This is a genomic window from Streptomyces sp. NPDC088762 (assembly GCF_044750905.1).
GTDB lineage: Bacteria > Actinomycetota > Actinomycetes > Streptomycetales > Streptomycetaceae > Streptomyces.
In genome coordinates, this window is the sequence record NZ_JBIVKT010000014.1 from 133,580 (window position 1) to 151,010 (window position 17,431).

A 17,431-nucleotide genomic window follows, 5' to 3' on the forward strand; every position below is an offset into this window, starting at 1 on the left:
GGGGCCCGGGCGCGCGACGGCCGGCGGCGCGGCGCCGTCACTGCGCATAGGCCCCCGACAGGAGGTGGCCCGCTCCAGGGGCCACGGCCGGCAGGTCCAGGGCGCGCAGCATCTGGTGGGCCGTGCACACCGCGGCCGAGACGACGGGTTTGCCGAGGAGTTGTTCGGCTTCGTCGATGGCGCCCAGCGAGGGCATCTGCACGCAGGCGGAGAGCACGACGGCGTCGGCGTCGGCGTGGTCCAGGGCCCGGGCGAGGCCCGGGAGGCGGGCCGGGTCGTGGGCGGCGACCTCGAGGTTGTCGGGGATCTCCAGGGCCTCGTAGTCCAGGACCTCGATGCCCTCGTGGGTGAGGTAGTCGACGACCGTCTTCGTCAGGGGGCGCATGTAGGGGGCGATCAGGGCGATCTTCTTCGCCCCCAAAGTGTGCAGGCCGTGGACGAGGGCTCCGGCGCTGGTGACGACGGGGGCGGCGGCTCCGTTCTCGACGGTACGGGTGTGCAGCCGGTCCTCCGAGGTGCGGTGGTAGCCGAGGCCCATGCTCATGATGGCGACGAGGCAGGCGTAGCCGAGTACGTCCACGCGCGCGTCGGAGAGCTCGACGGCGCACCGGTCGGAGTCGGCGTCCATGGCCTTGAGCTGCTCCGGGGTCACATGGGTCATGCGCATCCGGCTGGAATGGAACGTGAAGCGTTCCGGGGCGATGGTTTCCCGGGCGCGCAGGATCGCGGGCACCTCGGTCTCCATGGTGACGTTGGAACTCGGCACGATCTGGCCGATGCGGTAGGTACGGGGCGTGCGGGCGGGCATGGTGGCTCCTCAGCGGGCGCGGCGGGCGTCGACGACGGGGTTGGTGAGGGTGCCGATGCCCTCGACGGTGGCCTCGACGGTGTCGCCGGGCTGCAGGAACTCGGGCGGGACCATGCCGGCTCCCACGCCCGCGGGCGATCCGGTGGCGATGACGTCACCGGGTTCGAGGGTGACGCCGGAGGAGATGTCGGCGATGAGGCGGGCGATGGGGAAGAGCATGTGCCGGGTGTTGGACTTCTGCTTCGTGACCCCGTTGACGCGCAGGGAGAGGTCGAGGGCCATGGGGTCGCCGATCTCGTCGGCCGTGACGACGGCGGGGCCGAACGGGGCGTAGGAGTCCTGGCCCTTGGAGAAGAACCACTGGCCGGAGCGGCGCTGGTCACGGGCGCTGATGTCGTTGACGATGCTGTAGCCGAAGACGTGGTCGTACGCTTCCTCCTCGCTCACCCGGAAGGCGGTGCGGCCGATGACGACGGCGAGCTCGCACTCCCAGTCCAGCTGGGAGGTGAGGTCGGCGTTGTGCAGGATCGGCTGTCCGGGGCCGGTGACGGCCGTGGCGGGCTTGCCGAAGAGCACGGGGCGCGTGGGCCGTTCCTTGTCGGTGTCCAGGCTCCGGCTCGACTCCTCCACGTGCTCGACGTAGTTCAGTCCGACGCCGATGATCTTCCCGGGGCGCAGCGGGGCCGCGAGTGACACCTCGTCGATCCGGTGCACGGCCCCGGCCGGCCACGCCGTGGGGCCGCCGGCCAGCAGCCGGCGCGCGGTGTCCCGGGCGGCGTCGCCGGCCCGGATGAACGACAGCAGGTCGGGGGGCAGCGGTTCGCCGGCGAGGCCGGCCAGGGTGGCGAGGTCGACGACGAGGTCGCCGGCGTGTGCCCCGAGGCGGAGGGACGGACCGTCGTGGATGTAGCTGACCAGCCGCATGGGTGGGTGCTCCTTGCAGGGAAGGGGGCTGACGGGGGTGGTGTCAGACGGTGGGCTGGTGCCCGCCGTTGTCGGTGTACGCCTCTTCGCGGTGGAAGCCGAGCGAGCGCATCACGGGGAAGTCGTTGAAGGAGAACAGGCAGGCGTCCTCGGACGGGTCGAGGTTCTCGTGCTCGTGCCAGGCCCAGGAGGGCACGCAGAACATGTCGCCCTGCTGCCACTCGAAGCGCCGTCCCGCGATCACCGAGGCTCCGCGCCCCTTGGCCGCGGTGTAGATGACCGAGCCGGTGTGGCGGTGGGCCGCGGTGGCCTGGCCGGGCCGCAGGAGCTGCATGTGGGCGCCCATGGTGGGCATGACCGGGCCGCCGGTGAGCGGGTTGGTGTACTCCGCGATCACTCCGTCGTACGGGGAGCCCTCGGAGGCCTTCGCCAGGTTCCGCAGGGCTTCGTAGGTGGGCTCCCAGGGGAAGGCGAGCAGCGGCGAGTAGGGCCGCGTCCACTTCTCCACGCCGTACGGGAGGAGGTGCGCGCCGTACGTCAGGACCGAGGAGTTGATGACCTTCCCCGGGGTCTGGTACAGCTCGGGGTGGACCTCGTAGAAGCCGGCGTCCAGGGCGTTGACCAGCGGGATGTCGAGTCCGTCCTGCCAGATGACGGGGGCGTCGTCGGCTTCGTTGCCGTGCTCGTGCCAGGTGCCGTTCGGGGTGATGGCGAAGTCACCGGGGCCGACCTTCAGCTTCTGGCCGTCGACGATCGTCCAGGCGCCCGTGCCCTCGTGGACGAAGCGCAGCGCGGCGGCCTGGTGGCGGTGGGCGGTCATGGCCTCCCCGGGGCCCATGATCTGCAGGCCGGTGTAGAGGAGTCCGACCGCGGCGCTCACGTCCTTGCGGCCCGGGTTGACGAGCATGACCACGCGGCGGCCGGCGTCGTCGGCCTTGACCAGGTCCAGGGCCTTGCGGACCAGGGGCCGCAGTTCGCTGTAGCGCCACAGCACGGGGACCGACTTGGGCTGCGGGTACCAGGGCTCGATGTCGTTGGCCACGGTCCACAGGGCGCCTGCTTCGAGCTCGGCGAGTTCGCCGTAGAACGCGGTGAGTTCGGGGGATTCGGATACGCGTGCGCGGCCCAGCCGGCTGTCGTCGTACTCGGTGGTCATGCGTCCTCCTTGGTGAGGCCTGTGATGCCTGTGGTGTCGGTGGCGCCTGTGGTGTGGGTGGGTTCGGCGGAACGGGGTGCTGCCGCGGGGTGCGCCGGGTCGGTCGCGAAGGTCACCGGGGTGCGGGGGCGGTTGTCGACGTGCAGACGGAAGACGTCGAAGCGGTTGTAGTGGCCGACGATGTCGTGCATCTGTTTGGGCTGGATGCACCGGGCCAGGTCGATCTCGGCGAGGACGATGCCCTCTTCGTCGACGAGGGGTTCGGTGACGGGGCGGCCGTCGGGGCCGAAGATCCCGGACAGGGCGCTGCGGGGACGGGTGAACTGTGTGCGCAGCTCCTCGTCGTCGCCCGCGATGGCGTCGACGATCTCCGGGGAGACGGTCGAGCAGGCGACGACGGAGAAGACCTTGCCCTCGAAGCTGTGGGCGGCGGTGCGCACGGCGATGGCGTCCGCCATGTCGTAGTCGGCCGGGGCCACGGGCAGGGCGATGTAGCAGGAGGCGTGGACCAGTTCACCCTGGGCGAGGAGGGCGAAGCGGGCGAGGGTGTTGGTGTTCTCGCCGCAGGCCAGGGCGCCGAGCGGGCCGACGGGGGTGGAGTGCACCTTGAGCGAGCTGCCGTCCCCTCCGGTCCAGGTGAGCTTCTCGGCCCAGGTGGGCACCAGCTTGCGGTGCACTCCGAGGAGTTCGCCGTCCGGGCCGATGGTGAGCAGGGTGTTGTAGAGGACGCCGAGGCTGTGCGGACCGCGTTCGTTGACGCCGATGACGAGAACGACACCGTACTGGCGGGCCGCGGCGCGCAGTCGGTCCACGCAGGGGCCGGGGACGTCGACGGCCGCGCGGTAGAGGCGCTCGAACCAGGGTGAGCCCTGGACCGGGTTCATCGTCCAGTTCCAGTACGGGTATCCGGGGACGAACACCTCGGGGAAGACGACCAGTTCGGCGCCGCCCGCCGCCGCCCGCGCGATGAGCTCGACCGCCTTGTCGACGGTGGCCCCCGCGTCGAGGTACACGGGCGCCGCCTGCACGGCCGCGGCGGTGAAGCATGGCAGATGGTCCATCGGTCCTCCAGGTCAGCGGGCGCCCGCGCCGGCGGCGGCGGGGACGTGCGGGATCCAGCGCTGGTGCACGGGCGCGGACGCCTCGCGCAGCAGCTGGAGCCGGGGCGGAACGCGGTCGGTGCGCGCACCGGGCGGGCGGCCGCTGCCTGCCCGCCAGGAGGCGGGCCACGGCGCGGCCGGGCCGCGGTAGCCCTGGGCGGCCGCGGCGTGCAGCGTCCAGAGGGGGTCGTGGAGCTGGGCGCGGCCGACGGCGCACAGGTCGGCCCGGCCGGCCAGGATGACGGAGTTCACGTCGTCGTAGGTGGAGATCGCGCCGACGGCGATGGTCGGCACCCCGGTGGCGTTGCGGATCAGGTCGGCGTACGGCGTCTGGTAGCTGCGGCCGTACCGGGGCCGCTCGTGGGCCACGACCTCGCCCGTGGACACGTCGACCGCGTCCGCGCCGGCCTCGCCCAGGGCGCGGGCGATCTCCACCGCGTCGGCCTCGCTGGTGCCGCCGTCGGCCCAGTCCGCGGCGGAGATGCGGACCAGCAGCGCCTTGCCCTCGGGCCAGACGGCCCGTACCGCGCGCAGCACCTCCAGGGGGAAGCGCAGCCGGCCGGTGAGGCTGCCGCCGTACTCGTCGGTCCGCCGGTTGGTCAGCGGCGAGAGGAAGCCGGACATCAGGTGGCCGTGGCCGTACTGCAGTTCCAGGGCGTCGAAACCGGCGCGATGGGCGCGTTCGGCCGCTGCGGTGAAGTCGCGGGCGATGTCGTCCATGTCCTGGCGGGTCGCTTCCCTCGGTGTCGCGGCGTGCTCGTCCCAGGGCAGGGGTGAGGCGGCGACGAGCGGCCATCCGTCGGCCCCGAGCGGGACGGTCCGGCCGTCCGCTCTGGGCAGCCCGGTCGCGGCGCGGCGGCCGGCGTGGGTGAGCTGGATGCCCAGGCAGGTGTCCGACTGGCCGTGTACGAAATCGGTGATGCGCCGCCAGGCGGCCTCCTGCCCGTCCGTGTACAGGCCGGGGCAGCCACGGGTGGCCCGGCCGTCGGCGCTGACCGCGGTCATTCCCGCGAGGACGAGTCCGCTGCCGCCGAGGGCCCGGGTGCTCAGGTGGACGAGTTCGAAGTCGCCCGGTACGCCCTCCCGCGCGGTGTACAGCGCGGTGGGCGGGACGACGACACGGTTGCGCAGGCGCAGGCCGCCCAGCCGGTACGGGCGGAACATCGGCGGGACGGCCGGACTGCCCGCGGCCGGACCGGTGGCCGCGAGGGCGCCCGCGCCGGCGTGCCAGGAGTCGACCGCGCGCGCGAACTCCGCGTCGCGCACGCGCAGGTTGTCGTAGGTGACGCGCCGGCTGCGGGTGAGGAGGTTGAAGGCGAACTGCGGGGGCTCCTGGGCCGTGTAGCGGCCCACGTTCTCGAACCATTCGAGGCTGGCCTGGGCGGCGCGCTGGGTGGATTCGACCACCGGCCGGCGTTCGGCCTCGTAGGCGGCGAGCGCCGAGCCGACGTCGGGGTGTTCGTGCAGGCAGGCGGCCAGGGCCAGGGCGTCCTCCATGGCGAGCTTGGTGCCGGAGCCGATGGAGAAGTGGGCGGTGTGGGCGGCGTCGCCGAGCAGGACGACGTTGCCGTGGCGCCAGGAGGCGTTGCGGACGGTCGTGAAGCGTATCCACTTCGAGGCGTTGGGGATCAGCCGGTGTCCGCCGAGGTGGTCGGCGAGGATCTCCTCGCACCGCCGCACGCTCGCCTCGTCGCTCTCGCCCCGGGCGAACTCCCGGTCGGCGAGGGCCTCGAAGCCGGCCCGGCGCCAGTCGTCCTCCGCGATCTCCACGATGAAGGTGCTGCGCCGGTCGTCGTACGGGTAGGCGTGGACCTGGATGCTGCCAAAGTCCCGCTTCTCGACGATGAAGGTGAACGCCTCGAAGACGCGGTCGGTGGACAGCCACATGTAGCGGCAGTGGCGCTCGTCCAGCTCCGGGCGGAAGCTGTCGGCGTAGGTGTCGCGGACCGTGGAGCGGATCCCGTCCGCCGCGACCACCAGGTCGTAGCCGGCCGAGAGCTCCTCCACGGGCGGGGCCTCGGTGCCGTAGTGCACGCGCACCCCGAGCTCGGCGCAGCGGTCCTGCAGGATCTCCCGCAGCCGGTTGCGGTCCAGGGCGGCGAAACCGTGGCCGCCCGAGACGTGGACCTGGCCGCCGTAGCGGACGTCGATGTCGCTCCACCGGGCGAACCGGGCGGACATGGCGGCGAACACGGCGGGGTCGGCCTGGGCGATGCCCTCCAGCGTCTCGTCGGAGAAGACGACGCCGAATCCGAAGGCGTCATCGCGGGCGTTGCGCTCCCAGACCGTGATCTCCCAGTCCGGTGAGAGCTGCTGGGCCAGGGCGGCGAAGTACAACCCGCCGGGCCCTCCTCCGATGACTGCTACGCGCACGGTGTTCCTCCTCGTGGTTCCGGACAGCAGACTATGCTGCATATTTGGCGACCGTCAATCATGCGGCATATCCGCTGGGGTGGCCCCTCGCCCCGGGTCACGCGAACTGCTCGGGTGCCTGCGGGCCGGCCTTGGTGAGGACCTCCCGCACGTCATCGGGCCAGGCCGTGGATCCCGTCGCGCGCGCGGCCGAGTGGGCGATGACCATGCGCCCGGAGGCGGCCGGCTCCTCCCCCTCGCCGCGGACGGTGAAGGCGTAGTGCAGGGAACTGGTTCCGACCTTCACGACCGCCAGTTCGGTACGGACGGTCTCGCCGAACCACAGCCGGGCCCGGTAGTCCGCCTCGAAGCGGACGCGGGGGGTGCTCCCGAAGAGATGGGCCAGACCCAGTCGCCGCAGCAGGACGGCCTCGGCCGCCTCGACCCAGCGCACCACGGTGGAGTGGTGGTAGTGGCCGGCCGCATCCGTGTCGGGCCATTCGACGCGCCGTTCGATGACGACACTGGGCAGGTTCCCCGGGGCGGGGGCGGAGGCCTGGGCGCGTCTGCGCAGCTCGGCGCGCCGGAGCTTGCCGTTGCTCGTGCGCGGGAGGTCGGCGACGAACTCGACGGCGCGCGGGTACTTGTAGGGCGCGACGGTCCGCTTCACGTGGTCCTGGAGTTCCTTGACCGTCGCCCCGTCGGACGCGACACCCGGGCGCAGGATCACGTACGCCTTGACGACCATGCCGCGCTCGTCGTCCGGGGCCCCGACGACGCCGCATTCCTCGACGTAGGGGTGGGTGGCGAGCGCCTTCTCCACTTCGGGGCCGGCGATGTTGTACCCGGAGGAGACGATCATGTCGTCGCTCCGGGCCACGTACCAGAAGTACCCGTCGGCGTCCCGGATGTAGGTGTCGCCGGTGATGTTCCAGCCGTTCCTCACGTACGAGGCCTGGCGCGGGTCCTCCATGTACCGGCAGCCCGTGGGTCCGGTGACGGCGAGGAGTCCGGGCTGCCCGTCCGGCACGGGCTCGCCGCGTTCGTCGACGACGCGGGCCCGGTAGCCGGGGACGGGTCTGCCCGTGGCGCCGGGGCGTATGTCGCCGTCGGAGGCCGAGATGAACACGTGGAGCATCTCGGTGGCGCCGATGCCGTCGATGATGCCCAGGCCGGTGGCGTCGTGGAACTCCTGCCACACGGCCGCGGGCAGCGCCTCTCCGGCAGACACGCAGCGGCGCAGACCGGCCAGCCGGTGCACCAGGCCGGCCGCCATGATCGCCCGGTAGGCGGTGGGCGCCGTGAAGAGCACGGTGACTCCGTGCTCCGCCACGAGGTCGGCCAGCTGACGCGGGGCCGCCTGCTCGATCAGCAGCGTGGCGGCTCCCGCGTACAGGGGGAAGACCACGAGTCCGCCGAGCCCGAAGGTGAAGGCGAGGGGCGGGGTCCCGGTGAAGACGTCGTCCGGGCGGGGGCGCAGGACGTGGCGGGAGAAGGTGTCGGCGTTGGCGAGGACGTCCCGGTGGAAGTGCAGGGTCGCCTTCGGCCTGCCGGTCGTGCCCGAGGTGAAGGCGATCAGGGCGACGTCGTCCGCCGCGGTGGGGACGGTGGCGAACCGGCCGTCCTTGGTGGCGCACCGCGCGACGAGGTCGTCCTCGCCCGGGCCTCCGTAGGCCAGGACCGGGCCGGGCAGGCCGGCGGCGGTGAGCTCGCCGAGGTGGCGGTGGTCGCACACGGCGACGGCCGGCCGGCTGATCCCGCCCAGCTGCGCGAGTTCGCCGGCACGCAGCAGCGGCATGGTGGTGACGGCGACACCGCCGGCCTTCAGGACGCCGAACCAGGCGGCCACCAGCCACGGGTTGTTGGGGCCGCGCAGCAGCACCCGGTTGCCGGGGACCAGACCGAAGTCCTCGGTGAGCACCTGAGCAACCTGGTTGGCACGTTCCAGCAGGTCACCGTAGGTCCACCGGTCCGTGGGAGTCAGCAGACAGAGGCGGTCGGCGCCCCAGCGGCGGACGGTGTCGTCGAGGATCCGCGCGGCGCAGTTGAGCCGGTCCGGGTACTGCAACTCCGGCAGGTCGAAGTGCAGTTCGGGCCAGAGGGAGAAGGGCGGGAGCCGATCACGGCAGAACGTGTCGACATGGGCGGACAGGGAGAGCTCCATGGGGCGGCACCTCAATCTCGGGGCAGCGGGGGGAGTGGAGCAAGTATCTCGCTAATCTGCCGACCGTCAATGATTCGCGATATCCGATTCTGTTAACAGCGTGTTACGCGGCTTCGGCCGTGGAATCAGGGCATATCGTCATGAGACGGCACTGTTTCCGCCCAGCTCCTGGAGGCCGGCATGGCGCGGCTGTACGTCGACGGCGACCAGCTCGTCGTGCATCTGTCCTGGTGGGAGAAGGTGGCGGCCCGCCGTAAGGGGCCGCGCGTCCCCCTGGCCGCCGTGGCGGACGTCGCCGTCGTGACGGACTGGTGGCGCCCGCTGCGCGGCAGGCGGATCCGGGGCACGCTCGTACCCTCCGTGCGGTGCGTGGGGACCTGGCGGCACGTCACGGGTCAGGACTTCGTCGCCATCCGGGCCCGCGACCTGCGGGTGGTCCGGGTCGAGCTGCGGCCGCCGTCTCCGTACGACCGCATCTCCGTCAGCGACCCCGGGGCGGACGAGACGGCCGCGGCCCTTCGGTCCGCCCTGACCGCACTGGCCGGACGGCCGGCTGCGCCCCGCGCGTAAGGGGGCGGCAAGATATCAGCCTTTCGAGTGGTCGCCCGGATGTTTATCCAATAGTGATGGCCCTCCCGCGACGGCACCACCAGGGGCACTAGCGTCCCGTGACACCCCGGGAACGCGGGTGTGCCCCGCACGGCGCGTGCGGCCCCCCTGCCCCGCCCCCCTCCCGGCCCACGGAGCAAGGAGGCACTGTGCTGTCAGTCCGGCGGAGGTCCATCAACAGCCTGTCGGTGGCCACGAGATACACGATCGGAAGCGGCTTCGTCATCACCGCCCTGGCCGTCACGCTGATCGCCCTGCTGATCCCGGTGGACAAGTTCGGCGCCCGGACCGCGGCCGCCGCCGCGGCGGGGCGGCCGGCGGCCGAGGACGACGGCGCCGGGATCCTGAGCACGGCGTACGGGCCGCTCACCCCGGCGGACCGCGACTTCGTCCGCAAGGTACGGCTCGCCGGCCTGTGGGAGCTGCCCGCCGGCCGGCAGGCCCAGCAGCGCGGCACGCGCCCCGCGATCCGTACCGCCGGGGAGCACCTCGTCGAGGGCCACACCGAACTGGACCGGCAGGTCATCCAGGTCGGCCAGGCCCTCGGCATCGACCTGCCCAACCAGCCTTCCGAGCAACAGCAGGACTGGCTCAGCCAGTTGACCCGGGCCAAGGGCGACGAGTACGAGCGGCTGTTCGTCCAGCTGCTGCGCCGGGCGCACGGAAAGGTGTTCGCGCTGCTCGCCCAAGTGCGGGCGCAGACGAAGAACTCCATGGTCCGGGCCCTGGCCACCTCCGCCAACACCACCGTCCTGGACCACATCACGGTCCTGGAGGACAGCGGGCTGGTCGACTTCGACGCGCTCGCCGACACGACCCCCGCCCCTGCTTCACCCCCTCCCCCCTCCCCCGTCCGACCGACGAAGTGAAGTGAAGTGATCGCATGAGTGAAAAGGGCCATAAACGCCCCCGGTTGTCGAAGCGGCTGCTGGCCACGGTCGCCGCCCTGGTCCTGGGCGGCGGCGGGGTCGCCGTCATCGCGGGCAACGCCAACGCGGGCCAGGAGCAGGACCGTACGGCTCAGGTGACGGCCACCATCGACTGTCCCGACGTGGGCGACCGCCTCACCGCCGTACCCGACCAGGCCCGCTCCGAGGTCGACGAGAGCCTGGCCGAGCTCGACGTGCAGGTCGCAGAGGCCTACCGGCGGCTCGCCGGCGGCGAGGCGCGCGAGGACGCCCTCCTCGGCGGACTCCAGGGGCAGCGCGAGAAGACCATCACCCGCATGTCCGACGCGATAGCCCGGTCCGCGGACCGGCCCGAGGAGCTCAAGTCCCTCGCCGGATGCCGGATGAAACAGGCGTCCGCGCAGGACGACGCCGCCGCGGCCGATCCGGAAGCCGCCCGCGCCATCGGCGGCAAGGCCGGTCCGGCGCGGAGCGATTTCGTCTCCATCACCAAGGTCCGGCCGAACGTACGCACCCCCGCGCCGGCCGCCGGGGCCTCCACCGGCTCCTTCAGCTCCCGGTGCGGCCGCAACGAGAACGGCCACTCCAACCCCGACAACGTGATCGTCGCGCCCGGCGTCTCCAACGGCGCCCACCACATGCACGACTACGTCGGCAACGAGTCCACCGACGCCTTCTCCACCAACGACAGCCTCGCCAAGGCCGGCACCACCTGCGGCAACGGCGACCAGTCCAGCTACTACTGGCCCGTGGTCCGGCTGCGCGACGGCAAGACGGAGAAGGACGCCAAGGCGCCCGGCGGCGGCCTGGACGCGAACGTCGGCACGATCCTGCGGCCCAAGCAGGTCACCATCACCTTCAAGGGCAGCCCCGTCGGCAAGGTCACGGCGATGCCCCGTTTCCTGCGCATCATCACCGGCGACGCCAAGTCCTTCACCAACGGCACGGCGAACGCCAACGCCTCGTGGAGCTGCACCGGCTTCGAGGACCGCCAGCTGAAGGACAAGTACCCGATCTGCCCCAAGGGCAGTGACGTGGTGCGCACCTTCACCTTCCAGAGCTGCTGGGACGGCCGGAACACCGACAGCGCCAACCACCGTACGCACATGGCCTTCCCGGACCGCGGCGGCCGCTGCCCGAAGGGTTTCACCGCCGTCCCGCAGCTGGTGCAGCGGATCACCTACGGCATCGCACCGGGCGCCCGGTTCGCCGTCGACAGCTTCCCGGAGCAACTGCACAAACCGGTGACCGACCACGACGACTTCATCAACGTCATGTCGAAGGGGCTGATGGCCACCGCCGTCGACTGCATCAACGGCGGGCGCACCTGCCGCTGACACCCACCCGGCCGTACGGACCCCGGCCCCGGACTCCCGGGCCTGGCGCACCCCTCCCCCACCCGACGCGCCCGCCCGGGACAGGTGGTGGCCCGAAGACGGCTTCGGGCCACCACCGCACGGCTTTTCATTCCAAACGAAACCGGCCCGGCCCCGTGGTGACGGGGCCGGGCCGACGGCCGTGTGGTGGTGGGTGGTGGGTCACAGGCCGTTGACGCGTGCCATCCGTCCGACGACCAGGGGGGTGAAGTCCGCGGTGACGACGCGGGCCGTCCTGCGGCCCACCCGCGAGTGCTGACGCCTGACCTGGGCCATCAGCCGGCGGCTGCGCAGGGCCATCTCGAGCTCGAACCGGGTACGGGGGTCCCGCAGTCCGGGTCCGAAGAGCTTCTCGAGCTGCCGCATGCGGTAGCGGACCGTCTGCGGATGCACACTCAGGGCCTTGGCCGCCTCGGGGGCGCCGCCGCCCTCGAGCCAGGCCAGCAGGGTCACCTCCAGCCGTTCGCTCTGGCGCGGGGTCAGGTCCGCCAGTGGCCGCAGCCACCGGGCGGCCAACGCGTGGGCCAGCGGCTCGTCCTGGAGCAGGAGCAGGGTGGAGAGGTGGTCGTCGACGAAGACGGCGCGGGCGTCCAGGCCGCCCGGGCGGGCGGGCGTCAGCGCGAGCAGGCGCAGCGCCCAGCGCAGCGAGGACGCGGTGTCCCGCAGCGGGACGGCGTGGCCGACCGCCGCGAGCCGGCCGCGCAGGGGGAGTTCGAGCGCGGCCCTGGTGTCGTGGTCGGGGCTCGGCACCAGCAGGACGGGCCGGCCGCCGAACACGCCGGTGAGGGAGTCGTCCAGTACGGTCGCCAGCTGGTGGGTCTCGCCGGGCGTGGCCGGTGCGATGGCCCGTACGGCTGCCGGGAGGGGCCAGCCGGCCGCCCCGGCCAGTTCGGTCAGTTCGGTCAGGGAGATCTCGGATGCGGCCCGGTCGTCGGTGAGGGCCTTGAAGAGGTCCTGGCGCGCCCGGCTGCCGTGGTCGACGGCCGGGTCCGTGCCCTCGGCCCTGGCCTCGGCCCTGACCTCGGTCCTGGCCTCGGCCGCTGCCCCGGCCCCCGCCTCGGCCTCCGGCTCCGGGGGCGCCGGCAGCGCCTTCAAGGCCGGCGGGCCCTGTCGCCCCTGCGGGCCGCGCAGGCCCTGCGGGCCTCGTGGTGCCTGCGGTGTCCGTGCTGTGTGGGAGGGCAGGTGTTCCTCCTGTTGTGTGTCCGGGTGGCCGCCGCGTACGTCCCGTTCTGCTGGGCCGTCGCGGTAGCCGAGAGCGGCGAGAAGGGCCTCTTCCACCCACTGTCCGAGCAATTCGTCATCGATGGCATCGTTGTCATCGATAAGCGCGGAAAATCCCGGAATTCCATGCAGAAGCTCCTCCACTATCTCGGCGGCCAGCGCGGGGAGTTCCCTTCGCAGGACGCGGGTCCACTCTCCGCGTGGGCGGGACCAGATGCGGTTCAGAAGTTCGCACATCGTTTCCTCGTTCGTGCCGGGGTGAGGCCTGCCCGGTGCGGGAGCGACAGGCCTGCCGAGGGCGCTTCTCTCGCCAACTGCCTTGTTCGACAAGAGCGTTGTGACCCTCGTACTACCTCCTTGAGGGGACCGACCCCCTGCGGTCCCGCGGTTTTGCCGTGTTTTTGCCGTCGGTGACGCGTAGGCCGCGGGCAGCGCCGTGGCCTGTCGCAACCTCTACTGGAGGGGAATCTTCCGGGGTTGTTCGATGCGCCGGAGACGCGGTGCGAGAAATTATCACGTTTCGATAAATCCTGTGGACGGGCCGTGCAGCTCCACGATGCTGCTGCACTCCGGCCCCAAGTTCCTCGGCCGGCGCAGGAATTTCACAGCGCTGCCGGGCACGACCGTCAACGACCCCCGGGTGCCGAGCGCCCGCTGGAATGCTCGGCACCCAGGCGCACAGGAGATCTGGATGCCCCTGCCCCAGCTGCACATACCGCGCTCGCACCGGGCCCGCCGCAGGAGTCTTCCCGCGCCGGCGGCTCCGGTCGCCGCCGCGGCCCTCGCCTCCGTCATCGTGGCCGCCCGCGCGGGCGCCCTGACCCACGTGTGGGACTTCCTCGACTTCGGAGCGGGTGTCCTCTCGCTCGTCTCGCTCACCGCCACCGTCCTGTGGGGGCTGGTGGCCACCGACCGGGTGCTGCTCGGCCCCGGCCACCGGCTGCTCGCCCAAGGCGTGCACCGGGGCCTGGCCGTGGCGGGGCTGGGCTTCCTCGCCCTGCACATCTGGGTCAAGGTCGCGGAGCAGCGGACCACCGCGGCCGCGGCCGTCGTGCCGTTCACGGACGGCGGGCAACCGGTCCTCATCGGACTCGGGACACTCGCCGGATACCTCTTCGTGTCCGTGGCCGTCTCCGGCGCGGTGCGCAGCGTGTTCGCCACCAAGAGCCGCTCCCTGTGGTGGCGGGCCCTGCACTTCGGTGCCTATCCGGCGTGGGGCGCTTCGCTGGTGCACGGCCTCAAGGCGGGCCGCCCGGGCGGCGCGTGGGTGACCGCGGGCTACGCGCTCTGCCTGATCGGCGTCGCCATCGTGCTCGCGCTCCGTCTCAAGTCCCGCATGCGCGAAGGGAGTTCGCGCCCGGCTCCGGCGCCGCCGATGCGGCCGCGGCCGCGGCCGGCCACCGGTCCGCGCAGGACCGTGTCCGTACGGCCGGTACCGCCGCCCCGGCCGGAGCGCCCCCCGTACGCCGCCGCGTACGCGCCCGGCGGCTCCGAACGGCAGCCGGCAGCCCGAGAGCGGTGGATGTGACCGGCGAACCGCGCCCCGGCCTCGGCTGCGTGGGCGCCCCCAGACTGCTGGCCGGGCTCGACCGGGCCCCCCGGCTCGACCGCGCAGCCCATCTCGCCGAGCACGGCACGCTGCCCCGGTACCGCCCGGACGAACTCGTCGGCCTCGCGGACGACATCGACCTGCGGGGCCGCGGCGGAGCCGGCTTCCCCTTCGCACGGAAGCTGCGGGCCGTCACCCGCTCCGCGCGGGGGCGGGACGCCCCGACCGCCGTCATCGTCAACGGCAGTGAGGGAGAGCCGAGTTGCCTCAAGGACACGGCGCTGCTGCTGCACGTACCGCATCTGGTGCTCGACGGGGCCCTGCTGGCCGCGGCCGCGCTCTCCGCCGAGGAGGTGGTGGTGGCCGTCACGCGGGCGGACGTGGAGCAGTCGGTGCGGGACGCCGTGGCCGAGCGCGGTCCGGCGGGCCGCCGGGTGCGCGTGACGAGACTCCCCGAGCGCTTCGTGACCGGCGAGGGCACCGCGCTCGTCGGCGGACTGAACGGCGGGGCGGCGCTGCCGTCCGGGCAGAAGGTGCGCACCAGCGAGCGGGGCCTGGGAGGCGTGCCGACCCTGCTGTCGAACACCGAGACCTATGCCCAGCTCGCCGTCGCCGCGCGGCTGGGGGCCCGGGAGTTCCGCACGACCGGTCTGCCGGACGAGCCGGGCACCGTGCTGCTGACCGTCGCCGGGTCCACCGTCGTCGAGACGCCGGCCGGGGCTCCGCTGGCTTACGTGCTGGAGCTGTGCGGCACCGATCCCGGCCAGGGCGTGCTGGTCGGCGGCTACCACGGCCGGTGGCTGGACGCCGGGTCCGCGCGTTCGGCGCTGGTGTCCCGGCAGTACCTGGCTTCCCTCGGCGCGGTGCTGGGAGCCGGGGCGGTGCTGCCGCTGCCCGAGGACACCTGCCCGGCGGGCGAGGTGGCGCGGGTGACCCGGTGGATGGCGAAGGAGTCGGCCGGCCAGTGCGGGCCCTGCGTACGTGGGCTGCCCGCGCTGGCCGACGTACTGGAGGACGCCGTCCGGGGCGGCGGCCGGGCGGCCCTGGAGGCGGTGGAGGCGCGGCTGGGGGCGGTGCGGGGCCGCGGTGCGTGCAGCCATCCTGACGGCACCTCGCACTTCGTGGCCTCCGCCCTGGCCGCCTTCCCCGACGAGTTCCACGACCATGCCCTCGGCAGCGGATGCGGCCGGCGGGTGCTGGGGGCGCTGCCGCTGCCGCGCGACGAGAGTCCGGAGCGGCTGGTGGTGGACTGGACCCTGTGCAAGGGGCACGGGCTGTGCGTGGACATCCTTCCCGACGTCGTACGGCTCGACGCGGACGGCTATCCGGCCCAGGCCTCCATGCCGGTGCCGGGGCGGCTGCGGCCGAAGGCGCTGCGCGCGATCCGGCGCTGTCCGGCCCTCGCGCTGCGGATCCAGGAATGAGCCGGGCCGGACGGGCCGGTGCACGGCTGCGAACCGCACGCGAGTTCATTCCTGTCGCGATCTGACAAATTCCGAGGGATGTGAACTTCCGCTCTCCCCGGGACCGTATGAATAACCGAGGGCAGAACACCGCGGGACCGAATCCGAAGGAGAGAGATCATGAAGAGAATTCACCGAGGGATATTCGCCGGGTCGACGGTCACGGCCCTGCTGCTGACAGCCGGCTGCGGGCTCGGCGGCGAATCTCCGGGAAAGAGCAATGCGGTCCAGCCGGTGAGCGACAGCAAGAAACTCGGCTCGGGGTACGGTTCGGCGTACGGCTCGGACGCGGATGCCGGGGCGGGTTCGGGGTACGGAAGCGACCCGGGCACGGCCACGGAGGGCGAAGCCGGGAAGAGCGTTCCGGCCGGGCAGCTGAAGGTCGCGGAGCTGCCGGGCCTGGGCGGCGCGGTCACCGACGGGGCGGGCTTCACCCTCTACCGGTTCGACAAGGACACCGCCAAGCCCCCGAAGTCCAACTGCGAGGGGGACTGCGCCGCGGCCTGGCCCGTGGTGGCGGCGGATGACGCCACGGCGGGCGCGGGGATCGACGCGGGCCTGCTCGGATCGGTCGCGCGGGCCGACGGCACCCGGCAGCTGACCCTCGCGGGCTGGCCCGTCTACCGCTACGCGAAGGACGTCAAGGCGGGTGACGCCCTGGGCGAGGGCGTCGGCGGAACCTGGCACGTGCTGGGCGCCGACGGAAAGCCGGCGGCCGCGGCCGGGAAGCCGGCGCAGGAGGCGGAGAAGGGTGTCGGACTCTCCGTCCGGCAGAACGCGCAGCTCGGCGGAATCCTCGCGGACGCGGCGGGCCGGACGCTCTACCGATTCGACAAGGACAGTGCCTGGCCGATGAAATTCGGCTGCCTCGACGCCTGTCTGGACACGTGGAAGCCCGCACAGCCCGTCGACCGGGAAAAGGTGTCGGGAATTTCCGCCGAATTGGTCGGGACCGTGAAGCGTCCCGACGGTTCGGAGCAATTGACGATCGACTGCTGGCCGGTCTACACGTTCACCGGCGACAAGGAGCCCGGCGATATCAACGGGCACAACAAGCAGGGCCTTTGGTTCGCCGTCACCGACAAGGGAAAGAAGGCGAAGGCGGTCGGCTAGGTCGTCTCCGACCGCCCCACCGCCCCACCGACCCACCGACCCACCGACCGGCCGACCGGCCGACCGACCGGCCGACCGGCCCCTGGCCATGGCCATCGACACCTGGCCACCGGCCCCCGCAGACCCGTGGTGCCCGGACTCTCCCCACCGGGCACCACGGCCCCACCACCCCTTCCATCCCGTGAGGACTGCCATGCCACGGTCGTCGCCCGACCGCCCCGCCCGCCGGACCCTTCCCGTCGTCGCCGTGTGCGCGGCCGCCCTGCTCAGCGGCGGATGCGCCACCGGACACGCGGCGGCGATGCGGACCCCCTCGGTGTCGATCGAGGAGATCGCCGCCGCCGTCGGCTGCACCGCCGAAGTGAGCGTCGAGGCCGATGAGTTGCGGCAGGCCGGGTGTGAGACCGGGCAGGGCGCCTTCCGCATGGTCACCTTCGCCGCCGCCGAGGGCCGGCGCTCCTGGCTCGCCGAGGCCCGCACGTACGGCGGCAGCTACCTGGTCGGTGACCGCTGGGTCGTCACCGCCCGGCCCCCCGAAGCGCTGACCACCCTCCGCGCCGTCCTGGGCGGCTCGCTGGAGGCGGCGTCCACGGAACACACGGGCCACGGCGGCCACGCCGGTCACCCGCTCCAGCCGCCTTCGCCGACCCCGCGGGTGTGACACCCATGGATATTCCGTTCGGGTGAC

Annotated in this window: 14 protein-coding genes and 1 pseudogene; 7 read left to right on the forward strand and 8 right to left on the reverse strand. The window is 72.6% G+C overall.

Translation table 11 applies throughout. The features are described from left to right. Window positions 1–37 precede the first annotated feature (37 nt). The 7 genes and pseudogenes from ACIP5M_RS27390 to ACIP5M_RS27420 form a co-directional block, all read right to left on the reverse strand. Window positions 38–808: an Asp/Glu racemase gene (locus ACIP5M_RS27390; RefSeq protein WP_401201668.1), complete on the reverse strand. Its 771-nt coding sequence runs from the start codon at window positions 806–808 to the stop codon at window positions 38–40. Window positions 809–817: 9 nt separating this feature from the next. Further along, window positions 818–1,732, reverse strand: coding sequence for a fumarylacetoacetate hydrolase family protein (locus ACIP5M_RS27395; protein WP_401201669.1), 915 nt, complete (start codon window positions 1,730–1,732; stop codon window positions 818–820). Between the two features lie 43 nt (window positions 1,733–1,775). Beyond that, complete coding sequence (locus tag ACIP5M_RS27400) at window positions 1,776–2,888, reverse strand: cupin domain-containing protein (protein WP_401201671.1); 1,113 nt, start codon at window positions 2,886–2,888, stop codon at window positions 1,776–1,778. After that, entirely contained in the window at window positions 2,885–3,949 is a 1,065-nt protein-coding gene (locus ACIP5M_RS27405) for a carbon-nitrogen hydrolase family protein (RefSeq protein ID WP_401201672.1), read from the reverse strand. The genes ACIP5M_RS27400 and ACIP5M_RS27405 overlap by 4 nt, the downstream gene beginning before the upstream one ends. A 12-nt stretch (window positions 3,950–3,961) precedes the next feature. After that, window positions 3,962–6,361, reverse strand: a complete 2,400-nt coding sequence (locus ACIP5M_RS27410; RefSeq protein ID WP_401201674.1) for a bifunctional salicylyl-CoA 5-hydroxylase/oxidoreductase — start codon at window positions 6,359–6,361, stop codon at window positions 3,962–3,964. Between the two features lie 97 nt (window positions 6,362–6,458). Further along, window positions 6,459–6,872, reverse strand: a complete 414-nt coding sequence (locus ACIP5M_RS27415; RefSeq protein ID WP_401201761.1) for an acyl-CoA thioesterase — start codon at window positions 6,870–6,872, stop codon at window positions 6,459–6,461. Window positions 6,873–6,881: 9 nt separating this feature from the next. Further along, window positions 6,882–8,504 (reverse strand): annotated as a pseudogene (locus ACIP5M_RS27420) (AMP-binding protein); the annotation flags it as partial. 180 nt (window positions 8,505–8,684) lie between these two features. Between ACIP5M_RS27420 and ACIP5M_RS27425 the strand changes: the two are divergent. From ACIP5M_RS27425 to ACIP5M_RS27435, 3 genes are all read left to right on the forward strand, one after another. Then, on the forward strand, window positions 8,685–9,074 hold the full coding sequence (locus ACIP5M_RS27425; RefSeq protein WP_401201676.1) for a hypothetical protein: 390 nt from the start codon (window positions 8,685–8,687) through the stop codon (window positions 9,072–9,074). Window positions 9,075–9,262: 188 nt separating this feature from the next. Next, a complete protein-coding gene (locus ACIP5M_RS27430) occupies window positions 9,263–9,982 on the forward strand; it encodes a DUF4142 domain-containing protein (RefSeq protein ID WP_401201677.1) in 720 nt (239 codons plus the stop codon). Between the two features lie 14 nt (window positions 9,983–9,996). Continuing rightward, entirely contained in the window at window positions 9,997–11,358 is a 1,362-nt protein-coding gene (locus ACIP5M_RS27435; protein ID WP_401201679.1) for a DUF1996 domain-containing protein, read from the forward strand. A gap of 201 nt (window positions 11,359–11,559) precedes the next feature. Here ACIP5M_RS27435 and ACIP5M_RS27440 read toward each other — a convergent pair whose 3' ends face one another. Further along, window positions 11,560–12,675 carry a PucR family transcriptional regulator gene (locus tag ACIP5M_RS27440; protein ID WP_401201681.1) on the reverse strand — a complete coding sequence of 372 codons (1,116 nt, stop codon included), beginning with the start codon at window positions 12,673–12,675 and terminating at the stop codon, window positions 11,560–11,562. Window positions 12,676–13,309: 634 nt separating this feature from the next. Between ACIP5M_RS27440 and ACIP5M_RS27445 the strand changes: the two genes are divergently transcribed. The 4 genes from ACIP5M_RS27445 to ACIP5M_RS27460 all read left to right on the forward strand — a co-directional run bounded on the left by ACIP5M_RS27445 (window position 13,310) and on the right by ACIP5M_RS27460 (window position 17,404). Next, window positions 13,310–14,146, forward strand: coding sequence for a hypothetical protein (locus ACIP5M_RS27445; RefSeq protein ID WP_401201682.1), 837 nt, complete (start codon window positions 13,310–13,312; stop codon window positions 14,144–14,146). Next, window positions 14,143–15,591 carry an NADH-ubiquinone oxidoreductase-F iron-sulfur binding region domain-containing protein gene (locus tag ACIP5M_RS27450; protein WP_401201684.1) on the forward strand — a complete coding sequence of 483 codons (1,449 nt, stop codon included), beginning with the start codon at window positions 14,143–14,145 and terminating at the stop codon, window positions 15,589–15,591. Before ACIP5M_RS27445 ends, ACIP5M_RS27450 begins: the two co-directional genes overlap by 4 nt. A gap of 159 nt (window positions 15,592–15,750) precedes the next feature. Further along, the gene (locus tag ACIP5M_RS27455; protein ID WP_401201686.1) at window positions 15,751–16,743 is read left to right on the forward strand and encodes an SCO0930 family lipoprotein; all 993 of its coding nucleotides are present in this window, start codon (window positions 15,751–15,753) and stop codon (window positions 16,741–16,743) included. A gap of 193 nt (window positions 16,744–16,936) precedes the next feature. Beyond that, window positions 16,937–17,404, forward strand: coding sequence for a hypothetical protein (locus ACIP5M_RS27460; RefSeq protein ID WP_401201688.1), 468 nt, complete (start codon window positions 16,937–16,939; stop codon window positions 17,402–17,404). Window positions 17,405–17,431: the final 27 nt, after the last annotated feature.